The 19729-nt window shown below is 70.2% G+C and carries 20 protein-coding genes; 1 reads left to right on the top strand and 19 read right to left on the bottom strand.

From position 1 onward, the window contains the following. Positions 1 to 6 precede the first annotated feature (6 nt). From H8N03_RS25665 to H8N03_RS25645, 5 genes are all read right to left on the bottom strand, one after another. A complete protein-coding gene (locus tag H8N03_RS25665; RefSeq protein ID WP_187079094.1) occupies positions 7 to 1182 on the bottom strand; it encodes an acyl-CoA dehydrogenase family protein in 1176 nt (391 codons plus the stop codon). A gap of 10 nt (positions 1183 to 1192) precedes the next feature. Further along, complete coding sequence (locus tag H8N03_RS25660) at positions 1193 to 2794, bottom strand: acyl-CoA carboxylase subunit beta (RefSeq protein ID WP_187079093.1); 1602 nt, start codon at positions 2792 to 2794, stop codon at positions 1193 to 1195. Further along, positions 2794 to 3681: an SDR family oxidoreductase gene (locus tag H8N03_RS25655; RefSeq protein ID WP_187079092.1), complete on the bottom strand. Its 888-nt coding sequence runs from the start codon at positions 3679 to 3681 to the stop codon at positions 2794 to 2796. The genes H8N03_RS25660 and H8N03_RS25655 overlap by 1 nt, the downstream gene beginning before the upstream one ends. Continuing rightward, positions 3678 to 4334 carry a TetR/AcrR family transcriptional regulator gene (locus H8N03_RS25650; RefSeq protein WP_187079091.1) on the bottom strand — a complete coding sequence of 219 codons (657 nt, stop codon included), beginning with the start codon at positions 4332 to 4334 and terminating at the stop codon, positions 3678 to 3680. Before H8N03_RS25650 ends, H8N03_RS25655 begins: the two co-directional genes overlap by 4 nt. Before the next feature lie 283 nt (positions 4335 to 4617). Then, on the bottom strand, positions 4618 to 7296 hold the full coding sequence (locus tag H8N03_RS25645; protein ID WP_187079090.1) for an excinuclease ABC subunit UvrA: 2679 nt from the start codon (positions 7294 to 7296) through the stop codon (positions 4618 to 4620). Positions 7297 to 7388: 92 nt separating this feature from the next. Between H8N03_RS25645 and H8N03_RS25640 the strand changes: the two genes are divergently transcribed. After that, the gene (locus tag H8N03_RS25640) at positions 7389 to 7964 is read left to right on the top strand and encodes a DUF2889 domain-containing protein (RefSeq protein WP_187079089.1); all 576 of its coding nucleotides are present in this window, start codon (positions 7389 to 7391) and stop codon (positions 7962 to 7964) included. A gap of 75 nt (positions 7965 to 8039) precedes the next feature. Here the strand turns inward: H8N03_RS25640 and H8N03_RS25635 are convergent, their stop codons facing one another. The 14 genes from H8N03_RS25635 to H8N03_RS25570 form a co-directional block, all read right to left on the bottom strand. Beyond that, a complete protein-coding gene (locus H8N03_RS25635; protein WP_187079088.1) occupies positions 8040 to 9305 on the bottom strand; it encodes an RNA polymerase sigma factor in 1266 nt (421 codons plus the stop codon). A 4-nt stretch (positions 9306 to 9309) separates the two neighbouring features. Further along, positions 9310 to 9720 carry a VOC family protein gene (locus H8N03_RS25630; RefSeq protein WP_187079087.1) on the bottom strand — a complete coding sequence of 137 codons (411 nt, stop codon included), beginning with the start codon at positions 9718 to 9720 and terminating at the stop codon, positions 9310 to 9312. Positions 9721 to 9734: 14 nt separating this feature from the next. Then, positions 9735 to 10184, bottom strand: a complete 450-nt coding sequence (locus tag H8N03_RS25625) for an SRPBCC domain-containing protein (protein ID WP_187079086.1) — start codon at positions 10182 to 10184, stop codon at positions 9735 to 9737. Positions 10185 to 10193: 9 nt separating this feature from the next. Then, positions 10194 to 10718 (bottom strand): SRPBCC family protein, encoded by a 525-nt coding sequence (locus H8N03_RS25620; RefSeq protein ID WP_187079085.1) that lies wholly within the window; start codon positions 10716 to 10718, stop codon positions 10194 to 10196. Positions 10719 to 10728: 10 nt separating this feature from the next. Continuing rightward, complete coding sequence (locus H8N03_RS25615; RefSeq protein WP_187079084.1) at positions 10729 to 11151, bottom strand: YciI family protein; 423 nt, start codon at positions 11149 to 11151, stop codon at positions 10729 to 10731. 94 nt (positions 11152 to 11245) lie between these two features. Further along, on the bottom strand, positions 11246 to 11599 hold the full coding sequence (locus tag H8N03_RS25610; RefSeq protein WP_187079083.1) for a YciI family protein: 354 nt from the start codon (positions 11597 to 11599) through the stop codon (positions 11246 to 11248). A 138-nt stretch (positions 11600 to 11737) separates the two neighbouring features. After that, a complete protein-coding gene (locus H8N03_RS25605; RefSeq protein ID WP_187079082.1) occupies positions 11738 to 12622 on the bottom strand; it encodes a cytochrome c oxidase assembly protein in 885 nt (294 codons plus the stop codon). After that, positions 12607 to 12957: a hypothetical protein gene (locus H8N03_RS25600; protein ID WP_187079081.1), complete on the bottom strand. Its 351-nt coding sequence runs from the start codon at positions 12955 to 12957 to the stop codon at positions 12607 to 12609. The genes H8N03_RS25605 and H8N03_RS25600 overlap by 16 nt, the downstream gene beginning before the upstream one ends. Next, positions 12954 to 13568 (bottom strand): cytochrome c oxidase subunit 3, encoded by a 615-nt coding sequence (locus tag H8N03_RS25595; protein WP_187079080.1) that lies wholly within the window; start codon positions 13566 to 13568, stop codon positions 12954 to 12956. The genes H8N03_RS25600 and H8N03_RS25595 overlap by 4 nt, the downstream gene beginning before the upstream one ends. Continuing rightward, positions 13565 to 15544, bottom strand: coding sequence for a cytochrome c oxidase subunit I (gene ctaD / locus H8N03_RS25590; RefSeq protein ID WP_255428400.1), 1980 nt, complete (start codon positions 15542 to 15544; stop codon positions 13565 to 13567). Before ctaD ends, H8N03_RS25595 begins: the two co-directional genes overlap by 4 nt. Continuing rightward, positions 15541 to 16509, bottom strand: a complete 969-nt coding sequence (gene coxB / locus H8N03_RS25585) for a cytochrome c oxidase subunit II (protein WP_187079079.1) — start codon at positions 16507 to 16509, stop codon at positions 15541 to 15543. Before coxB ends, ctaD begins: the two co-directional genes overlap by 4 nt. Next, entirely contained in the window at positions 16509 to 17084 is a 576-nt protein-coding gene (locus tag H8N03_RS25580) for a c-type cytochrome (RefSeq protein WP_187079078.1), read from the bottom strand. Before H8N03_RS25580 ends, coxB begins: the two co-directional genes overlap by 1 nt. Further along, entirely contained in the window at positions 17081 to 17884 is an 804-nt protein-coding gene (locus H8N03_RS25575; RefSeq protein WP_354005181.1) for a quinoprotein dehydrogenase-associated putative ABC transporter substrate-binding protein, read from the bottom strand. Before H8N03_RS25575 ends, H8N03_RS25580 begins: the two co-directional genes overlap by 4 nt. After that, complete coding sequence (locus tag H8N03_RS25570; protein WP_187079077.1) at positions 17881 to 19656, bottom strand: methanol/ethanol family PQQ-dependent dehydrogenase; 1776 nt, start codon at positions 19654 to 19656, stop codon at positions 17881 to 17883. Before H8N03_RS25570 ends, H8N03_RS25575 begins: the two co-directional genes overlap by 4 nt. Positions 19657 to 19729 lie beyond the last annotated feature (73 nt).

Below are 19729 nucleotides of genomic sequence, written 5' to 3'. Positions count from 1 at the left end.
TTCATCTCAGGCAGCGCCGGGGCGCTTGGCGATCCCCATGATCCTGGCCAGGATCTGCAACATGACCTCGTCGGCCCCGCCCCCGATCGACGCGAGCCGCCCGTCCCGGTACATGCGCGAGACCTTGTTCTCCCAGGTGAAGCCCATGCCGCCCCAGAACTGCAGGCAGGTGTCGGGCACGATGCGGTTCAGGCGGCCCGCCTTCAGCTTGGCCATGGACGCGAGCTCCAGCACGTCCTGTCCCTGCACGTAGAGGTCGCAGGCGCGGTAGGTCAGCGCGCGCAGCGCCTCCACTTCCGTCTTGCACTCCGCCAGCTTGAACTGCACCCATTGCTGGTCGGCCAGGCTGGCACCGAACAGCTTGCGCTCCTGCGCCCATTCGATGGTCCACTGGATGCAGTTGGTGAGCGACTGCAGGCAGCTCGCCGCCGCCCACAGGCGCTCTTCCTGGAACTGCTGCATCTGGTAGATGAAGCCCTGCCCCTCCTCGCCGATGCGGTAGCGCTGCGGCACGCGCACCTCGTCGAACCAGATCAGCCCCGTGTCGGAGCTGTTCATGCCGATCTTGCGGATCTTGCGCGCCACCTCGATGCCGGGGCGCAGCTTGCCGTTCTCGCGCATCGGCACGATCACGAGGCTCTTGTTCCTGTGCACCGGGCCCTCGCCAGTGTTCACCAGCATGCACATCCAGTCGGCCTGCAGGCTGTTGGTGATCCACATCTTCTGGCCGGTGATCACGTAGTCGTCGCCGTCCTTGCGCGCGCGGGTCTTCACGCCGGACACGTCGCTGCCGGCGCCCGGCTCGCTCACGCCGATGCAGCTCACCATCTCTCCGGCGATCGCAGGCGCCAGGAACTCGCGCTTGAGTTCCTCGCTGCCGAAGCGCGCCAGCGCCGGCGTGGCCATGTCCGTCTGCACGCCGATGGCCATCGGCACGCCACCGCATTCGATGTGCCCCAGCGCCTCCGCCATGGCCACCGAATAGGAGTAATCCAGCCCCGCGCCGCCATAGGCCTCCGGTTTGGTGAGCCCCAGCAGCCCGAGCTGCCCCAGCCGCTTGAACACCTCGTGCGCCGGGAAGATCTCCGCCTCTTCCCACTCGTCCACGTGCGGATTGATCTCCTCGGCGATGAAGCGCTTCAGCGTCTTCTGGATCTCGAGGTGCTCGTGGCTGTAGTGCATCCGTCTCTCCTCACATGCGGGCGACGCCGAACTGCACGGGACGCAGCTCGCGCGCCGCCCCCTCGGCGATGGTGTCCAGGCAGAAGGCGAGCACCGCCCGCGTGTCGCGCGGGTCGATCACGCCGTCGTCGAGCAGCAGGCCCGAGGTGTGGAAGGCGTCCGCCTGCTGCTCGAACACGCCGACGATCTTGTCGAACTGCGCCTGCGCCTGCGCCGGGTCCGGCACCTGCCCTTTGCGCGCGAGCGCCGCCTCGGTGACGATCTGCATGGTGCGCGCCGCCTGCTCGCCGCCCATCACGGCAGTGCGGGCGCTGGGCCAGCTGAAAAGGAAGCGCGGCGCATAGGCGCGCCCGCACATCCCGTAGTTGCCGGCGCCGAAGGAGGCGCCGCACTGGATCGTGACCTGCGGCACGGTGGCGCTGGTCACCGCCTGGATCATCTTGCTGCCGTGCTTGATCATGCCGGCCTGCTCGCTGTCCCTGCCCACCATGTAGCCGGTGGTGTTCTGCAGGTACACGATGGGGTGGCCGAGCTGGCACATCCACTGGATGAAGTGCGTGGCCTTGTTGGCACCGGCGACGTCGATGGGTCCGTTGTTGCTCACGAAGCCGACGGCATGCCCGCCGATCCTGCCTTGCGCGCACACCGTCGCGGCGCCGTACGCGGACTTGAATTCCAGCAGCGTTCCCTGGTCCACCAGGCGCACCATCACCTCGCGCATGTCCACGGGTTCGCGCAGGTTGGCAGGCATCAGCGTGACCAGGTCTTCCGAATGGGGGTCAGATTCCAATTTCGCCCGCTGCTGCTTCCACCCCAGCGAGGCGACAAGCTCCCGCGCCATCCCCAGCGCCTGCCGGTCGTCTTCCGCGAGGTACTCGCCCAGTCCGGACACGCTCGTGTGCATCTCCGCGCCCCCGAGCTCCTCCTCGGTGGCCACCTCGCCCGTCGCCGCCTTCAGCAGCGGCGGCCCGGCCAGGAACGCACGCGAGCGGCCGCGCACCATGATCACGATGTCGCTCAGCCCCGGCATGTAGGCACCACCCGCGGTGCCCGACCCGTGCTGCACGGTGATCACCGGAATGCCCGCCGCCGAAAGCCGCGCGAGGTTGCGGAACAGCGCGCCGCCCTGCACGAAGCCTTCGACCCGGTAGCGCATCAGGTTGGCGCCGGCGCTTTCCACCAGGTGCAGGAAAGGCAGCTTGTGCAGCAGCGCGATCTCCTGCAGCCGCAGGATCTTGTCCAGCCCCATGGGCTGGATCGCGCCGGCATCGATGCCGGAGTCGCTCGCCACGACCATGCAGCGCACGCCACGCACGAAGCCGATGCCGGCGACCATGCCGCCGCCGGGGATCGACGCCTCCGCCTCCTTGGTGTCCTGCAGGTAACCGGCGAGCGTGCACAGCGGCAGGAAAGGCTCGCCCGGGTCGAGCAGCAGCCCGACGCGTTCGCGCGGCAGCAGTTGCCCGCGCTTCTCGAACACCGCGCGCGCTTCCGCGGAACGGTCGGCGGCGCGCTGCTCCAGCGCCCGCAACGCGCGGACGCGCGCCAGCATCGCCTCGCGCCGCTGCTGCGCGACGGCCGATTCCGGGTTCCAGGTGGAGGAGAAGTGCATCAGCGGAGCACCTTCGGCACCGTGGCGCGGTGGAAGCCGTCGAAGGGCTTCACGGCATCGCGCTGCTGCGCCTCGGCGGGCGCGGCGACCTGGCCCCAGCCGAGGCGCACCTGCGGCCGCGCGCCGTCGATGCGCAGCACGCTGCCGCTCACGAAGGACGCGGCGGGCGACAGCAGGAACACGATGCCGGCCGACGTCTCCGCTTCCATGCCGAAGCGACCTGCCGGGACGGTGGAGCGCATCTCGCGCAACATGTCCGCCGCCTCGGGCGGATAGTGGTCCATGCCGCTGGACGCGATGTAGCCCGGCGCCACCGCATTCACGCGCACGCCGCTCCTCGCCCACTCCAGCGCCGCCGTCTCCGTGAAGCTGACCATTCCCGCGCGCGCCGCGCCGCTGTGCGCCATGCCCGGCATGGAGCCCCACATGTCCGCCACGATGTTGACGATGGCGCCGCCGTGCTCCTGCATGGATTGCAGGTAGCACTCGCGCGCCATGAGGAAGCCGCCCGTGAGGTTGCTCGCGACGACGGCGTCCCAGCCCTTGGCGCTGATCTTCTCCACGGGCGAGATGAACTGGCCGCCGGCGTTGTTCACGAGGCCGTGGATGCGCCCGTGCGCCACCACGATGGCCTGCACCACGTCCTGCACCGCCGCCTCCTCGCGGATGTCGCAGGCGTGGAAGCTGCAGCGGCCGCCGTCGCCGACGATCTCGCCGGCCACGTCGTGCAGCTTTTCCACCTTGCGGCCGATCAGCACGACGTGCGCGCCGAGCGACGCGAGCTCATGCGCGGTGCAACGGCCGATGCCGGAGCCGCCGCCGGTGACGACGACCACCTGGCCGCGGAAGAGACCCGGTGCGAACACCGAACGATAAGGGCCGCTCATGCGCGTTCTCCGATGAAAAGGGCCAGCGCGGCGGCCGTGAGTTCGTCGAGCGTCGCACCCTTGCGGCGGTCGAACCACTGCACCGACCAGTTCAGCGCGCCGAAGATCAGGAGGCGGGCCAGCTTGACGTCGGCCTGCAGCCGGCCGGCAGCATGCAGCGCCTCCAGCACGGGGATCCAGGCCTGCTCGTACTCGCCTTGCAGCTGCGCGAGGGACGTGCGCTGCCGCGGAGAGACCGATCGGGCCTCGTACAGCATCACGGGAATGAAGTCGCTGCCGGGGCCGAGCAGCACCTGGAAGTGGTGGCGCACGAGCAGGCGCAGCTGCTCGGGCGGCGGGAGCTGCTCCATGCCCGCCGCCGCGATCGCCTCGCGCTGGCGCTCCACGGCGTGGCGCATGCCCTCCTCCATGACGGCGAAGAGCAGCGCCTGCTTGCTGCGGAAGTGGTAGAAGGGCGAGCCGCTCTGCATGCCGGCGGCCGCAGCGATGTCACGCGTGCTGGTGCCGTCGAACCCCTTGCGCCGGAACAGGCGTGCCGCGCCGACGATCAGCGCGCGCCGCCGGTTGCCGTCGTCGCGCTCGTCCACCGTCTTGCGCGGACGCCCGCGCGGGCGCTTCGCGGGCGCGGTGGGACGGGCCGGGGCGGCGTGCATGCCGCGCACGGTAGCAGAGCGCCGGAATTACGGCAAGCAAGTGCTTGGGGAAATTGGAAGGGGTGGGGGGAGCTGGGGTGCGCTTCGCGCAACCCAGCCTACGGGGGGAGGGGAGCTGGGGTGCGCTTCGCGCAACCCAGCCTACGGGGGGAGGGGAGCTGGGGTGCGCTGCGCGCAACCCAGCCTACGGGCCGGCCGTTCGTAGGCTGGGTTGCGCGCAGCGCACCCCAGCATGACCGCCCACCCTTCACCCCCCCAGCATGGCCGCCCCTTCACCCCAACATCACCCCCCGCCCTTCAACTCCTCCGCCAGGTACGGCCCCGTCCTGCTCCCCTTCACCTTCGCCACTTCCTCCGGCATCCCCTGCGCCACGATCTTCCCCCCCTGCTCCCCCGCCCCCGGCCCCATGTCGATCACCCAGTCGCTCTGGGCCACCACGCGCATCTCGTGCTCCACGACGACCACGGTGTTGCCCTCGTCGGCCAGGCGCTGCAGCTGCACCATCAGCCGGTCCACGTCCGAGGCATGCAGGCCCGTCGTCGGTTCGTCCAGCACGTAGAGCGTGTCGCCGCGATGCGTGCGCTGCAGCTCGGTGGCCAGCTTGATGCGCTGCGCCTCGCCGCCGGAGAGCTCGGTGGCCGGCTGCCCGAGCCGCAGGTAGCCCAGGCCGATGTCCTGCAGGACCTGCAGCGGCCGCAGCACCGCAGGCTCTTCCGCGAAGAAGTCCACCGCCTCCTCCACCGTCATGCCCAGCACTTCCGCGATGGTCTTGCCGTTCCAGCGGATCTCCAGCGTCTGCGCGTTGTAGCGGCTGCCGTGGCAGGTGGGGCAAGGCGCGTAGACGCTTGGCATGAACAGCAGCTCCACGGAGACGAAGCCCTCGCCTTCGCAGGTCTCGCAGCGGCCCTTCGCCACGTTGAAGGAGAAGCGGCCCGGGTCGTAGCGGCGCTTGCGCGCGGCCGGCGTGGCGGCGAACAGCTTGCGCACGGAATCGAACAGGCCCGTGTAGGTCGCGAGGTTGGAGCGCGGCGTGCGGCCGATCGGCTTCTGGTCCACCTGCACGAGCCGGCGGATCGCTCCGGTGTCGCCGGCAAGGCGCCCGGACCACGTGCCGTCGCGCGCGCTCGGGTCCATCAGTTCGTCGGCTTCCTCCTCGCCGTCGGGCAGGTCGCTCCCGAGATGCTGCGCCACCAGTTCCAGCAGCGCGCGCGTGACCAGCGTGGACTTGCCGGAGCCCGACACGCCGGTCACGGCCGTGAGGCAGCCGACCGGGAAGGCCGCGTCCAGCCCCTGCAGGTTGTTGCGCGTGACGGCTTCCAGCTTCAGCCAGCTGCGAGGGGAACGCGGCTCCCTGCGCGGCAGCGGGACCTCGTCGAAGAGGTGTCTCCGCGTCTGCGATTCCTCCACGGCCGCCAGCCCCGCCGGCGGCCCGCTGTACAGGACGCGGCCCCCGCGTTCGCCGGCCGCCGGGCCCACGTCCACCAGCCAGTCCGCGCGCCGCATCAGCGAGAGGTCGTGCTCCACGACGTACACCGAGTTGCCGCTCGCCTTCAGCCGCTGCAGCGCGGCCAGCAGGGCTTCCGCATCCGAGGGATGCAGCCCCGCCGAAGGCTCGTCCAGCACGTAGATCACGCCGAACAGCTGCGAGCCGAGCTGCGTGGCGAGCCGCAGGCGCTGCAGCTCGCCGGGCGAGAGCGTCGGCGTGCTGCGGTCCAGCGACAGATAGCCCAGCCCCAGTTCGACGAGGGTCTGCATCCGCGCGAGCAGGTCGTGCGCGAGCCGCTGCGCCGCGATGCGCTTCTCCTCGGACACCGGCGAGGTCAAACGCACGTCGGGCGCCGCGTCGTGCGAGGCGCCACCGCGTGCGACGCGCCGGTCGCGGGCTTCGCGCGAAGCCGACCGCGACAAGGTGCTGCCGGCGGGCGTGACGTCCTCCAGCCGGCCTTCCGCCGCCGGCCGCAGGATGCGCGCCGCTTCCTCGATGGGCAGCTGCGACAGCTCCCCGATGTCCCTGCCCGCGAAGGTGACCGACAGCGCCTCCGGCTTGAGCCGCTTGCCCTGGCACGCGGGGCACGCCGTGCTGACCATGTACCGGGAAACGCGCTTCTTCATCAGCGCGCTCTGCGTCGTGCCGAAGGTGTGCAGCACGTAGTTGCGGGCGCTGGTGAAGGTGCCCATGTACGCCGGCTCCATGCGGCTGCGCTTCGCGTCGCGCGTCTCCTTCGGCGTGAAGCCGGGATAGACCGGCACGCGTGGCGTCTCGTCGGTGAACAGGATCCAGTCGCGCAGCTTGCGCGGCAGCGCGTGCCAGGGCTTGTCCACGTCGTGGCCGAGGCTCACGAGGATGTCGCGCAGGTTCTGGCCGTGCCACGCCGGAGGCCAGGCGGCGATCGCTCCTTCGCGGATGGTGAGCGCGTCGTCGGGCACCATCGACGCCTCCGTCGCGTCGTACACGCGGCCCTGGCCGTGGCACTGCGGGCAGGCGCCTTGCGGCGTGTTGGGCGAGAAGTCCTCCGCGTACAGCATCGCCTGGCCGGGCGGATAGTGGCCCACGCGCGAATACAGCATGCGCAGCAGGCTGGAGAGCGTGGTCACGCTGCCGACGGAGGACCGCGTGCTGGGCGTGCCGCGCTGCTGCTGGAGCGCCACCGCCGGCGGCAGGCCGTCGATGCTGTCCACCGCCGGCACGCCGGCCTGGTCGATCAGGCGGCGCGCGTACGGCGAGACGGACTCGAGGTAGCGGCGCTGCGCCTCGGCGTAGATGGTGCCGAAGGCGAGCGAGGACTTGCCGGAACCGGAGACGCCGCTGAACACGACCAGCGCGTCGCGGGGCACGTCGACGTCCACGTCCTTCAGGTTGTGCTCGCGCGCGCCGCGCACGCGGACGAAGCCGCGCTCGCGCACCTCGCCTGCCGGTTCACGGTCCGCTTCCTCGCCGGGGGTCTTGCGTTCTTTTCCCATGCTCGCCCCACGGTAGAGGCGGTCCCGGAATGACCCCGTCGGATGAGTCGGAAAGTACTGTAGGAGCCGCGCGCCCTAAGATAGGCGGCATCATGCGCGACCTGCCTCCTGCCGTCCCCCGCCGCCCCATCCACACGCGCAAGACCACCTTCGAAGGCTTCCTGCGCGAGGACGGCCTCTGGGACATCGACTGCACCCTCAGCGACACCAAGTCCGTTCCCATCCAGATGCGCGAACGCGGCCTGCTGCCCGCGGGCGAGCCCGTGCACCTGCTGCGCGTGCGGCTGACGGTGGACGACGGCTTCACGATCCGGGCCGTGGAGACGGCGGCGATCCACGCGCCGTTCGACGAATGCCAGGTGCCTGCGGACGCGCCGATGCAGAAGCTGGTGGGCCTCACGATGGGGCCCGGCTGGCGCAAGATGATCGAGGGCGCGATCGGCGGCGTGGGCGGCTGCACGCACCTGCGGGAGCTGGTGTTCAACGCGGCGACGGCGGCTTTCCAGATGATCCCGCACTACCGCGCGACGGAGGGCGGGCGCAAGGACGACACCGCGGCCACGCAGGGCGGCAAGCCGCCGTTCTACATGGGGCAGTGCATGACGTGGTCGTTCGAAGGGCCGGTGGTGCAGCGGCTGGCGCCGCAGTTCTATCGCAAGCGCACGTAGGCTGGGTTGCGCGAAGCGCACCCCAGCAGATCACGGCCGCAACAAAACGCTGGGGTGCGCTCCGCGCAACCCAGCCTACAGGGAACGCGCACGTTGCAGCAGCAGTTCCTTTTCGCGCCCATTCCCCGCCAGCTCCGCCGCCTCCAACAACGCCTCCCGCGCCTCCTCCTTCCTCCCCAGCTTCGCCAGCAGGTCCCCCCGCACGCTCGGCAACCACTGGTACCGCCGCAGCGCAGGTTCACTGCGCAACCGATCCACGATCGCCAGCCCCGCCGCCGGCCCTTCCGCCATGCCAACCGCCACCGCGCGGTTCAACTCCACCACCGGTGACGGCGCCACCGCCGCCAGTTCGCCGTACAACGCTGCGATGCGCTTCCAGTCCGTGTCCCCGCTGCGACGCGCCCGCGCATGACAGGCCGCGATCGCGGCCTGCAGCGCATACACCCCGCGCGCACCCCCGAGCTTCGCCGCCCGCTCCAGCGCAGCGAGGCCGCGCCGCACCAGCAGCGGGTCCCAGCGGCCGCGGTCCTGGTCGGCCAGCAGGATCGGACGCCCTTCCGCATCCGTGCGCGCCGCCATGCGCGATGCCTGCAGCTCCATCAACGCGACGAGCCCGTGCACCTCGGGCTCTTCCGACGCGAGCCCGGCCAGCATGCGGCCGAGCCGCAGCGCTTCCTGCGCGAGCTCGGGCCGCATCCAGTCGTCGCCCGCCGTGGCGGTGTAGCCTTCGTTGAACACCAGGTACACGACTTCGAGCACGGACGCGAGCCTGCGCTCCAGCTCCTCGCCGCGGGGCGTTTCGTACGGGATCTTCGCTTCGGCCAGCGTCCGCTTCGCCCGCACGATCCGCTGGGCGATCGTGGGCTCCGGCACGAGGTAGGCCCGCGCGATCTCGTGGGTGGTGAGCCCGCCCAGCAGCTTCAGCGTGAGCGCCACGCGCGCATCGGTGGACAGCACGGGATGGCAAGCCGTGAAGATCAGCCGCAGCAGGTCGTCGCCGATCTCGTCCTGGCGCGCGGCATCGAGCGCGTCGACGAAATCCGGCACGACCAGCGCCTCCTGCGCTTCCAGGTCGTGCCCCAGTTCCTCGTGCTTGCCGTCCTGCATCTTCGCGCGACGCAGGTGGTCGAGCGCCCGGCGCTTGCCCGCGGTCATCAGCCACGCCGCCGGGTTGTCCGGCACGCCTTCGCGCGGCCAGTGCTCCAGCGCGGAGACCAGCGCGTCCTGCGCCAGCTCCTCGGCGACGCCCACGTCGCGCACCATCCGCGCGAGCACGGCGACGAGGCGCGCCGACTCGATGCGCCAGACGGCGGCGATGGCCTGGTGCGTCGCCGAGTGCATGCGCTCAGGCTTGCGGCGGGGCCGCGGCCGGGTCCATCCACGCCAGCTCCCAGACGTGGCCGTCGAGGTCCTCGAAGCCGTGGCCGTACATGAAGCCGTGGTCCTGCGGCGCGTTGGGCGCGGTGCCGCCGGCGGCGAGCGCCTTGCGCACGAGCTCGTCCACCTCGGCGCGCGAATCGCACGAGAGGCACACCAGCACCTCGGTGGATTTCCGCGCGTCCGAGATCGGCTTCTTGACGAAGGTCTGGAAGAACGGTTCCACCAGCAGCATCACGAAGATGTCCTCCGCCACCACCATGCAGGCGCCCTGCTCGTTGGTGAACTGCGGGTTGAAGTCGAAGCCGAGCGCGCGGAAGAACGCTTGCGAGCGCTTCATGTCCTTGATCGGCAGGTTGACGAAGATCTTGCGGCCCATGGTCGGCTCCGTGTTCAGGAATGCGAGGCGATCTCGGCGTGCAGCCGGTCGAGGTTCTGTTCGTTGGCGGGGACGCAGATGGGCGCCATGCGGTCCCGTTCGGCAGGGTCGTCGAAGACCTGCTGCCAGCCCACGCGCGTGCCGCCTTCGGCGTCCGACAGGCTGATGGTCAGGCGGAAGCCGTGCGTCCTGTCCTCGTGCCGGATCACGACGCGGCGCGCCGGCTCGATGAGGGCGAAGATGTTGTGGTTGGGATGGCTCTTGCCGTCGGGGCCGACCAGCGCGAAGCGCCAGTGCCCGCCCTGGCGGAAGTCGCAGGTCTCCACCGTGCTGGTGAAGCCGGCGGGACCCCACCAGCGCGCCAGGCGCTCGGGGGTGGCGATGGCGCGGTAGACCTCGCCGCGCGAGTACGGCAGCACGCGCTCCGTGGCGAGCTCGCGGTCCGCTTCCGTGGTGTTGTCCATCTCGTGTCCTCAGGTGCGCTCGGCGCGCTGTTTCAGGTCGGCGAGGCCGGATTCGAACTGGCTGCCCACCATGCGGTCCATGTCGATGAACACGTGCAGCACCTTCCCCAGGAACGGGGTGGCGCCATCCATGCTCCAGGTCACTTCGGTGGCGTCGCCTTGCGGCTGCAGCGTGAACTGCACGTTGTTCAGCGCTTCCATCGGCTGCAGCATGTGCAGCTCCATCCGCACGTGCGTGGGCGCGGACTCCAGGATGCGCAGGCTGCCGCTGCCGGACTTGCCGCCGGCGAAGTGGTAGGCCGCACCCGGGCCGGCCGCGGGGCCGCGGTACTCGCCGCGCGCCTGCGGGTCGCCCTTCTCGAACGGGTTCCAGGTGTTGAACTGGTGCAGGTCGTTGATCAGGGCATGCAGCTTCGCGGGCGGGGCCTTCACGGTCGTGGAGCGCGCCACGCGGAACGTGTCCGGCCGCGTGGCCGCGTAGAGCAGCACGCCGCCGATGGCGAGCACGGCGACGAGGGCGACGGTCTTGAGCATGGCGGCGCCCTCAGCGGATGTCGATCTTCTCGAAGCGCTGCTTGGTCTCCTCCTTCAGCAGCCCCTCGAAGTCGTCCATCTCGTACAGCTGCCGCACCTCGATGTGGCAGGAGACGCCCTCGCCGATCGGGTTGGGGAAGCGCTTGGTCCACTCGATGGCCTCGTCGCGGGTGCGGGTCTGGATCAGCGTGTAGCCCGCGATCAGTTCCTTGGTCTCGGCGAACGGGCCGTCGACGACGGTGCGCTTGCCGCCTTCGTACTGCACGCGCCAGCCCTTGCTGCTCGGTTGCAGGCCGCTCGCATCGAGCAGCGCGCCGGCGCGCGCGAGTTCCTCGTGGTAGGCGGCCATCGCCTGGAACAGCGGCTCGGGGTTGGGCGGGAAGCGGCCGGCCTCGGAATCGGGGGTGGCCTTCACGATGATCATGAAACGCATGGAGTGCTCCTCGTGGGTGGGTGGAAGCGGCGTCCTGCCGTCCTCCTGCCTCCACGACGAAGCACGCACGGCGGAATCGACAGCCGCCGCGCTCCTACATGTAACAAGGTGCTGTCTCGCGCACTTCCACCGTCGCCCATTCGGCGGCGGGGCAGCGGCGGGCGAGCGCCAGGGCTTCGTCGCGGGTGCGGCAATCCAGGAGGAAGAAGCCGCCGACCATTTCCTTGGCTTCGGCGAAGGGGCCGTCGAGCACCTGCGCCTTGCCGTTGCGCACGCGCACGCGCGCGGCGTCCTGCAGGCCGGCGAGCGACTCCACCGCCAGCAGCTTGTCCTCGCGCTTCAGCGCCTCGGCGAAGTCCACCATGCGCTGGAAGACCGCCTCGCCCTCCGCGCGCGTGCGCGTGCCGCGCTGGGCGGGGTCTTCGTGGATGAGGAGCATGTAGGGCATGCGGGGGATGATAGGGGCGGGGCCGTGAGGGGGCAATCGGGGCCGGATCGCTGGGGTTCGCGTTCGCGAAACCCAGCCTACGTGCCGTCGCGTCCTTCGTAAGCTGGGTTGCGCGCAGCGCACCCCAGCTCCCCCGCGTCACGCCTTGGTCCGCGTGAGCATCCCCCCCAGCACCCACAACGCCGCCACGATGTACGCCATCCCCGCCGGCACCCACATCACCAGCCCGCCGAGCTGCTGGTCGTCCACCGGATCGAAGCCCAGCGCCGCCGTCCGCGGGATGTACGGGGCATACCACGCCGTCGGCGACAGGCTCAGCAGCGCCCCGAGCGCCGCCGTGTGCATCATCGTCGTGAACAGGTAGGCCGCCGAGTGCCCCGGCCCGTAGCGCCCGCGCGGATCGTGCCCCAGCACGGCCCACCAGAAGAACAGCGCGGTCACCAGGAAGCTCGCGTGCTGCAGGATGTGCAGCGCCTCGTTCTCCAGCGCCGCATCGAAGGCACCCGGGATGTGCCAGCCCCACAGCACCAGCGCGTGCAAGGCCCAGGCCACGAGCGGGTCGGTCAGCGTGGTCCACAGCGACGCCCAGCCGCGCACCTGGAACAGGCGCCCCACCGTGCGGCGCTGCGAGGGCGACAAGGCCCAGGTCCAGGTGGCGAGCGGACGCCCCACCACCAGCAGCGGCGCGGCCACGACCATCAGCAATTCGTGCTGCACCATGTGCGCGGAGAACAGCCGCCCGCCCAGCGGGTCGAGCGGCGACACGAGCGCGCCCACCACCGCCAGCCAGCCGGTCGCGAACGCCCACGCCTGCCACGTCGAGACGCCGCGCCCGCGCCCCGCCTGCCCCCACAGGCGGCGCAGCCCCAGGCCGTAGCCGGCCGCGGACACGGCCAGCAGCGCGAGCAGCCAGGGCGCCAGGTTCCACTGCCAGAGCGACGCCACCGGCGCGGCGGGCTCCGGCACGTGCGCAAGCGCGGCGAAGGGCAGCGCCGCCGCCAGCAGGATCAGAACAACTCGCAAGGCCCCAGCATCCACAGCGCGAACCACATGGCCAGGATCACGAGGCACGACAGCCCCGCGACGGCCGCCGCGATGTCCGCCAGGAAGCGGCGCGTCACCGGCGCTTGCGCGCCGTCGTGGTCGGGAGAGCCGGGCTCGCCGCGGCGCAGGGACGATTCCGCGAACGCCATCACCGCGAACACCGCGGCGATGACGAGCGCCACCGCCGCCGCGAGATGCATCTCCAGCCGCGCCTGCTGGCTGCACGACGGCGTGACCAGGGCGTACAGCGTGCTCTGCGCCGCCAGCGCCACGGTGGGCGCGACCAACAGCCCGAGCCAGCTCCACGCCCTCATGTCGTCCTCGCGCCGAAGTAGATGACGAGGTAGATCGGGATCCACGCCGCCACCACGAAGTACCAGTAGAACGAGTTCTCGCTCACGTCCACGTAGCGCTTGCCGTCCAGCGGCCCGGTGAAGAACATGACGGTGAGCACGATCGTGTCCATCAGGTCCGTGACGATGTGGGTGGTGTGCAGCCCCAGGAGCAGCCAGACCACCGAGCCGTAGGCGCTGCTGTCCCAGCGCACGTTGAGCGTGGCGAATTCCAGGCCGCGGATCACGCAGAACGCGATGCCGAAGACGCAGCTCACCACCAGCCACAGCCGCACCTTCTTCAGCTGCAGGTGCTCGGCTGCCTTCTTGGCGAGGTGCGCCGGCAGGAAGCTCACGAGCATCACGACCGTGTTGAGCGTGCCCCACAGCAGGTCGGGCGGCGGCGCGGTGAGCGGCCAGGTCTCCTGGTGGCTGCGCAGGTAGAAGTAGGCCATGAGCGCCAGCGCGAAAACCGTGGCCTCGACGACCATGAATCCCAGCGTGCCCCACCACATCAGGCTGCGGTGCCCGAACACCACGGTGGGCAGCTCGCGCACGTCGAGCGCGCGTCCCTTCACTTCGGCGCCGCTCATTCCAGCTTCTCCAGGGCCAGTTCCTCGGCGGACTCGCTGGGCCGCGGCCAGAACCAGCAGATGAGCGCCACCGCCAGCGGCACCATCAGCACCACGGCGAGCACCGGCGAGAAGATCGAGCCGATGAACATCACCGTGGTCGCCACCGCGCTCAGGAAGGGCCACGGCGACGAATCCGGGAAGATCATGCGGCTGTCGGGCTTCGCATCGGCCAGCGTGGTCGTGAGATGCTCGCGCAGGTCCGCGGCGAGCCCGGAGACGTGGTCCGGCTGGCCTTCGGGCACGCCTTGCCAGAGCGGGTCGCGGCCGTGCACCACCGGGATCGCGGGAAAGTTGCACATGCGCGGCGGCGAATCGGTCGCCCATTCGAGCGTGCTCGCGCCCCACGGGTTCGGGCCGGCCACTTCGCCGTGCCGCCAGCTGCGCACCGCGTTCACCAGCACCAGGAAGATGCCCAGCGCGAGCGCGTACGCACCCAGGGTGGCCACCACGTTCAACGTGCCCCAGCCCATCTCCGGCGCATACGTGTACACGCGGCGCGGCATGCCTTGCAGCCCCAGCACGTGCATGGGGAAGAAGGCGACGTTGAAGCCGATGAACATGAACCAGAAGGCCCAGCGCCCCAGGCGCTCGGACATCAGGCGGCCGGAGAACTTGGGATACCAGTAGTAGAAGGCGCCGAACAGCGGGAACACGGCGCCCCCGAGCAGCACGTAGTGCAGGTGGGCGACCACGAAGTAGGTGTCGTGGACCTGCGAGTCGAGCGAGACCGAACCCAGCATCAGGCCCGTCAGGCCGCCGATGACGAGGATGAAGAAGAACGACAGCACGTAGAGCAGCGGCACGCGGAAGTTCAGCCTGCCGGTCCACAGCGTCGCGATCCAGCAGAAGATCTGCACCGCGGTCGGGATGGCGATCAGCATGCTCATCGCCGTGAAGAAGGTCTTGCCCAGCTCCGGCACGTTGGTCGCGAACATGTGGTGCACCCACAGGCCGAAGGACAGGAAGCCCGTCGCGATCACCGACAGCACCATCGCGGTGTAGCCGAACATGGGCCGCCGCGCGAACGTCGGGATCATGGCGGACATGAAGCCCAGGCCCGGCAGGAAGATCAGGTACACCTCGGGGTGGCCGAAGAACCAGAACAGGTGCTGCCAGAGCAGCGCGTCGCCGCCCTCGCCGGGGTTGAAGAAGTGCGTCGCGACCAGCCGGTCCATGATCAGCATGGCGCTGGCGAGCGCCACCGACGGCATGGCGAACAGGATCATGAAGGCGGTGACCAGCATCGCCCACACGTACAGCGGGATGCGGTTGAGCGTCATGCCCGGCGCGCGCAGCTTGAAGACGGTGCAGATGATGATCACCGCGTCCAGCAGCCCCGACACCTCCGTGAAGGTGATCATCTGCGCCCAGAAGTCGGTGCGCTTGCCCGGGCTGTACGCCGGCCCCGAGAGCGGCACGTAGCTGAACCAGCCCGCCTCCGGCCCCGTGTTGAAGAAGAAGGCGATCCAGATCATGCAACCGCCGAAGAGGAAGATCCAGTACGAGTACGCCGTCAGCCGCGGGAAGGCGGTGCTGCGCGCGCCCACCATCAGCGGCACGAGGTAGATGGCCACCGCCTGCATCACCGGCACGGCGAACAGGAACATCATGTTCGTGCCGTGCATGGAGAAGACCTGGTTGTAGAGGTCCGGGTCCATGAACGGCTGGCCCGGCCGCGCGAGCTGCGTGCGCATCAACGCCGCCAGCAGGCCACCCAGCGCGAAGAACACGAGGCAGGTGACGATGAAGCGCTTGCCGATGGTCTTGTGGTTGGTCACGCAGAACCAGCCGAAGAAGCCGGGCCAGTCACTCCAGGTTTCGTCCAGTACGCGCGTGACCAGCTCGCCGCCGGCGAGCCCGTCCTTCAGGCGGCCCTTGGTCGGGTGCGCCTTCTCGCCCAGCGGCCCGACGGGCATCGTGCGTTCCGCGCTCATTTCAGCGTCCCCAGCCAGGCCACCAGTGCGGCGAGGTCTTCGCCGGACAGCGGGTTCGCGGGCATGTTCACTCCGGGCTTGTGCTTGTGCGGGTCGGCGATCCAGCTCGCCAGGTTGCCGGGCGTGTTGGGCAGCGTGCCGGCGGCGATGGTGCGGCGGCTGGCGAAGTGGGTGAGGTCCGGGCCGGTGCGCGCCTGGGCGATCGTGCCTTGCACCGTGTGGCACATCGCGCACTGGATGGACTGGAACAGCTGCAGCCCGCGCTGCGCCTGCGGGTCCGAAGGCGGCGCGGCCGGCTTGATCTGCGCCTGCCGCCAGGCCTCGAACTCCGCCGGCGCCTGCGCATGCACCTCGAAGGCCATGAACGCATGCTGGAAGCCGCAGAACTCCGCGCACTGGCCGCGGTACACGCCGGGGTGGTCCGCCTGGAAGGCGATCTGCGCCGTGCGCCCCGGGATCAGGTCCCGCTTGCCGGCGAGGCTGGGCACCCACAGGCTGTGGATGACGTCCCCGCCCTTGAGCGTGATCACGACCGGCTTGCCGGTGGGCACGTGGATCTCGTTGGCGGTGCTGAAGGTCTCGGACACCGGGCCGTTCTGGTACTTCACGTTCCACCACCACTGGTAGGCCGTGACCTCGATGTTGATCGCGTCCTTCAGGCTCAGTCGCGTGAGCGCGCGGTCGGTGAACACGCTCGCGACCAGCAGCGCCAGCAGGCCGAGGACCGCGGCCACGACGGCCGTGGTGACGTTGCGCCGCACGCGTGGCTCCGGCCGGTTGACGGTGCTCAGATCCGGCGGATCCGCCTCGCTCGCGCGTGGTGCGCGGCGGATCGCGAGGACCAGCGCCACCAGCACCGCGGCGAACACCACGCTGCAGACGACCAGGAAGATGCGCCACAGGTCCACCAGGTGCGCGGCCTGGGGGCCGAAGGCATGCAGCGCGTCGTGCACTCCGGGATCCATCACCGCACCTCGAACGTCTGTTCGGCCCGGGAATCGCCCTTCCCGATCGCCGGCTGCGGCGAGCGGAAGTTCTCGGGCTTGCCGGGGTAGATGGAGTCGGGACGGGACGGCGCCACGTCCGTGCGCACGCCGCCGCCCATGGACCGCACGTACGCGACGATCTTCCAGACCTGGTCTTCCGGGATGTGCCCGCCGAACGAGGGCATGCCGTTGGGGCGGCCCTGCATGATGGTCTCGAAGAGGCTCGCGGGATCGCTGCCGTAGCGCCATTCGCTGTCCATCAGCGCCGGTCCGTAGCCGCCGCCCCCGTTGGCGTGGCAGCCGTTGCAGTTGTACCAGCGGTAGAGACGCTTGCCTTCGTTCACCGCGAACGCGTTGTCGTCGTACATGCTGATGTTGGCGGCAGGCGGCTTCACGTAGCCGCCGAGGGCCATGCCGGGCTGGTTGAGGCTGTTGCGTACGGCGGATTCGTTGGGCCCGGTGTTCTGCCGCTCGGCCCGGAAGTGGCGCTCCTCGCGCTCGCAGCCTGCGACCACGAGTGCGGTGGACAGCAGCAGGAAGAGTGCGGCTTTCATGGCGCAGGCTCCGCCACGCGCGGCACGCCGTACTCGGCGAGGATGCGGTCGATGTCCGGCTGCCGGCGCACGATGAAGTCGTCGAGGCGGTCGCGCAGCGCGCGGTCGCCGCGCCGCACGCCCATCGCGATCGCGAAGGTGAAGCGCTGCTCCTGCAGCGTGGACGGCGGCTGCATGACGTGAAGCTGCAAGGGACGCGCGGAACGTTGCGCGTAGTAGCCCGCCTGCGGGCCCCAGACGAAAGCCGCGTCGAGTTCCCCGCGGTCGAGGGCATCGAAGATGCGCGCGGCCGCCGGCTGCCTGCCGGCCATGGGATAGCCGACGACGTTGCCGGTGGCGCCTGCCTGTGCGAGCGCGTGCCCCGGCGGCGTGGCTGCGGCATCGTCGCCGACCAGCTGCACGCCGATGCGCCAGCGCCGCAGGCGCGGGTCCGCGAAGTCCCGCGGCGGTGCCGGATCGCCCTGCCCTTCGACGAGTACGTAGGTCGAACGGTAATAGGGCCGCGTGTTGAGCGTGCGTTCGAAGCCCGCCGGCACGCCGACGATGACGTCGCACAGCCCCGCGCCCATCGTCTTGCGCACGAAGCCGCGCAGGTCCGGCAGCCAGGCATAGGCGAGCGGCACGCCGAAGTCGGACGCGACGAGGCGGGCGATGCGGTTCTCGAAGCCGCTGCCGTCCTCGCGCGAGTAAGGCAGGTTGTCCGGATCGGCGCACACGCGCAAGGTGCCGGGCGCGTCGCTGGCCTGGGCATGCACGGCGAGGGCGGCGGCCGCGAGCGCGAGGACGGCGAAGCGCTTCACTTCGCCGCTCCCTGGAGGCTGAACACGTACAGGTGCCCGCCCTTGCGCGTCTTCGCGGGGAGGTCGCGCATCGCGTTGACGAAACCGCCGGCTGCCGTGGCATCGCGCGGGTCGAGGCCGGCGGACACGATCGCTCCGGACCAGCCGCCGACGCCCGCCAGGATCGCGACGTACTGCTGCCCGTCCGGGGCGCGGAAGGTGATGGGCTGGCCGATGATCCCGGACTCCGCCTTGAACTGCCACAGAAGGTGGCCGTTGCGTGCGTCGACAGCCTTGAAGTACCCGTCCATGGTGCCGTAGAAAACGACGTCGCCCGCCGTGGCGAGGGCGCCGCTCCAGACGGGAAAGCTCTCCTCGATGTCCCAGGCCTTGCGCCGGTTCACCGGGTCCCACGCCGTGAAGCGGCCGCGCGTGCCGCCCGGGCCGGGGTAGATCTTCAGGTCGGCGCCGATGTAGGGCGTGCCGGCGATGTAGCTCACCTCGTAGGTGATCGCGTCCTGGCACAGGTTCTGGTGCGGGATGTACAGCAGGCGCGTCCGCGGCGACCACGCCGAGGGCTGCCAGTCCTTCGCGCCGGGCGAGGCGGGGCAGATGCTGCGCACGGTTTCGCCGGCGCGCGGCGTCTTCGCCGGGTTGTAGCGCAGGGCGCCGGTCTGCAGGTCCACGCCGCTCGAGGTGGTCGTGTGCACGAAGGGCGTCGCCGAGATCACCTGTCCCGTGATGCGGTCCTGCACGTACAGGTAGCCGTTGCGGTCGGGGCGCAGCAGCACCTTGCGCCGGCCGCCGGCGAGGTTCAGGTCGACCACCACGTTCTCGTTGATGCCGTCGTAGTCGTGCAGGTCGTGCGGGCTGGTCTGGTAGTACCAGATCGCCTCGCCGGTGTCGGGGCGGCGCGCGAACACGCCGGAGGCCCACTTGTTGTCGCCGGGCCGCTGGTCCGGGTTCCACGGACCGGGGTTGGACGTGCCGTAGTAGATCAGGTCCAGTTCGGCGTCGTAGGAGACGAAGCCCCACACCGTGCCGCCGCCGATCTTCCACGCCTCGCCGGGCCAGGTCTTCACGCCGAGGTCCCGGCCCTGGTCCGACTTGTAGAAGGGCTTGAAGCTGGGGCCGATCAGCACGTCCTTGTCGGGCCCCGTGTGGTAGGCGCGCCAGGCGATCCGGCCGGTGGCGGCATCGAGCGCGGTCAGCCACCCGCGCACGCCGAGCTCGCCGCCGCTGTTGCCGACGAGGACCTTGCCCTTCACGACCTGCGGCGCCATGGTCATGGTCTCGCCGTTCTTGATCTCCCCGAGCTTCGTGCGCCACAGCTCCTTGCCCGTCTTCGCGTCGAGCGCGATCGTGTGGTTGTCGAGCGTGTTGAAGAACAGGCGTCCGTCGGCATACGCGCCGCCACGGTTGACGGTGTCGCAGCAGGCGACGCCCTGCGCGCTGCGCTCCGGCTTCGGGTCGAAGGTCCACTTCAGCGGGAAGCCGGACTTGGCGAGGTCGAAGGCGTAGACGACGTTCGGGAAGGGCGTCACCACGAACATCGTGTTCTCGGCGACGATGGGCGCGGCCTCGTGCCCGCGGTCGTTGCCCGTGGGGAAGTGCAGCGCGAGCTTCAGCTGCGTGACGTTCGTGGTGTTGATGTCGGCGAGGCTGCTGAACCGCGTGAGGCCCGGGTCCTTGCCGGCCGTGCGCCACTCGCCGTCATCGGCGCCCTGCTGCGCGAAAGCTGCGGCGGTGAACAGGAAGGCCGCGACGACCCACAAGGAAAGCCTCAACTTCATCTCCACGCATGAATGAAGCCCCTTGTTCCCGCCGCGCCGTGCGCGGACTCCCGCTTGTTGTGCGCCGCTTTCG

The organism is Ramlibacter cellulosilyticus (assembly GCF_014297465.1).
GTDB lineage: Bacteria > Pseudomonadota > Gammaproteobacteria > Burkholderiales > Burkholderiaceae_C > Ramlibacter > Ramlibacter cellulosilyticus.
Note: the sequence above shows the minus strand (reverse complement) of the source record. Positions and strands in the feature narration are given on the sequence as shown.

What these genes read in the sequence shown, in the direction of transcription:
- H8N03_RS25665 (WP_187079094.1), bottom strand. Translation starts at nt 1,182, where the DNA reads ATGCACTACAGCCACGAGCACCTCGAGATCCAGAAGACGCTGAAGCGC.
- H8N03_RS25660 (WP_187079093.1), bottom strand. Translation starts at nt 2,794, where the DNA reads ATGCACTTCTCCTCCACCTGGAACCCGGAATCGGCCGTCGCGCAGCAG.
- H8N03_RS25655 (WP_187079092.1), bottom strand. Translation starts at nt 3,681, where the DNA reads ATGAGCGGCCCTTATCGTTCGGTGTTCGCACCGGGTCTCTTCCGCGGC.
- H8N03_RS25650 (WP_187079091.1), bottom strand. Translation starts at nt 4,334, where the DNA reads ATGCACGCCGCCCCGGCCCGTCCCACCGCGCCCGCGAAGCGCCCGCGC.
- H8N03_RS25645 (WP_187079090.1), bottom strand. Translation starts at nt 7,296, where the DNA reads ATGGGAAAAGAACGCAAGACCCCCGGCGAGGAAGCGGACCGTGAACCG.
- H8N03_RS25640 (WP_187079089.1), top strand. Translation starts at nt 7,389, where the DNA reads ATGCGCGACCTGCCTCCTGCCGTCCCCCGCCGCCCCATCCACACGCGC.
- H8N03_RS25635 (WP_187079088.1), bottom strand. Translation starts at nt 9,305, where the DNA reads ATGCACTCGGCGACGCACCAGGCCATCGCCGCCGTCTGGCGCATCGAG.
- H8N03_RS25630 (WP_187079087.1), bottom strand. Translation starts at nt 9,720, where the DNA reads ATGGGCCGCAAGATCTTCGTCAACCTGCCGATCAAGGACATGAAGCGC.
- H8N03_RS25625 (WP_187079086.1), bottom strand. Translation starts at nt 10,184, where the DNA reads ATGGACAACACCACGGAAGCGGACCGCGAGCTCGCCACGGAGCGCGTG.
- H8N03_RS25620 (WP_187079085.1), bottom strand. Translation starts at nt 10,718, where the DNA reads ATGCTCAAGACCGTCGCCCTCGTCGCCGTGCTCGCCATCGGCGGCGTG.
- H8N03_RS25615 (WP_187079084.1), bottom strand. Translation starts at nt 11,151, where the DNA reads ATGCGTTTCATGATCATCGTGAAGGCCACCCCCGATTCCGAGGCCGGC.
- H8N03_RS25610 (WP_187079083.1), bottom strand. Translation starts at nt 11,599, where the DNA reads ATGCCCTACATGCTCCTCATCCACGAAGACCCCGCCCAGCGCGGCACG.
- H8N03_RS25600 (WP_187079081.1), bottom strand. Translation starts at nt 12,957, where the DNA reads ATGAGGGCGTGGAGCTGGCTCGGGCTGTTGGTCGCGCCCACCGTGGCG.
- H8N03_RS25595 (WP_187079080.1), bottom strand. Translation starts at nt 13,568, where the DNA reads ATGAGCGGCGCCGAAGTGAAGGGACGCGCGCTCGACGTGCGCGAGCTG.
- ctaD (WP_255428400.1), bottom strand. Translation starts at nt 15,544, where the DNA reads ATGAGCGCGGAACGCACGATGCCCGTCGGGCCGCTGGGCGAGAAGGCG.
- coxB (WP_187079079.1), bottom strand. Translation starts at nt 16,509, where the DNA reads ATGGATCCCGGAGTGCACGACGCGCTGCATGCCTTCGGCCCCCAGGCC.
- H8N03_RS25580 (WP_187079078.1), bottom strand. Translation starts at nt 17,084, where the DNA reads ATGAAAGCCGCACTCTTCCTGCTGCTGTCCACCGCACTCGTGGTCGCA.
- H8N03_RS25570 (WP_187079077.1), bottom strand. Translation starts at nt 19,656, where the DNA reads ATGAAGTTGAGGCTTTCCTTGTGGGTCGTCGCGGCCTTCCTGTTCACC.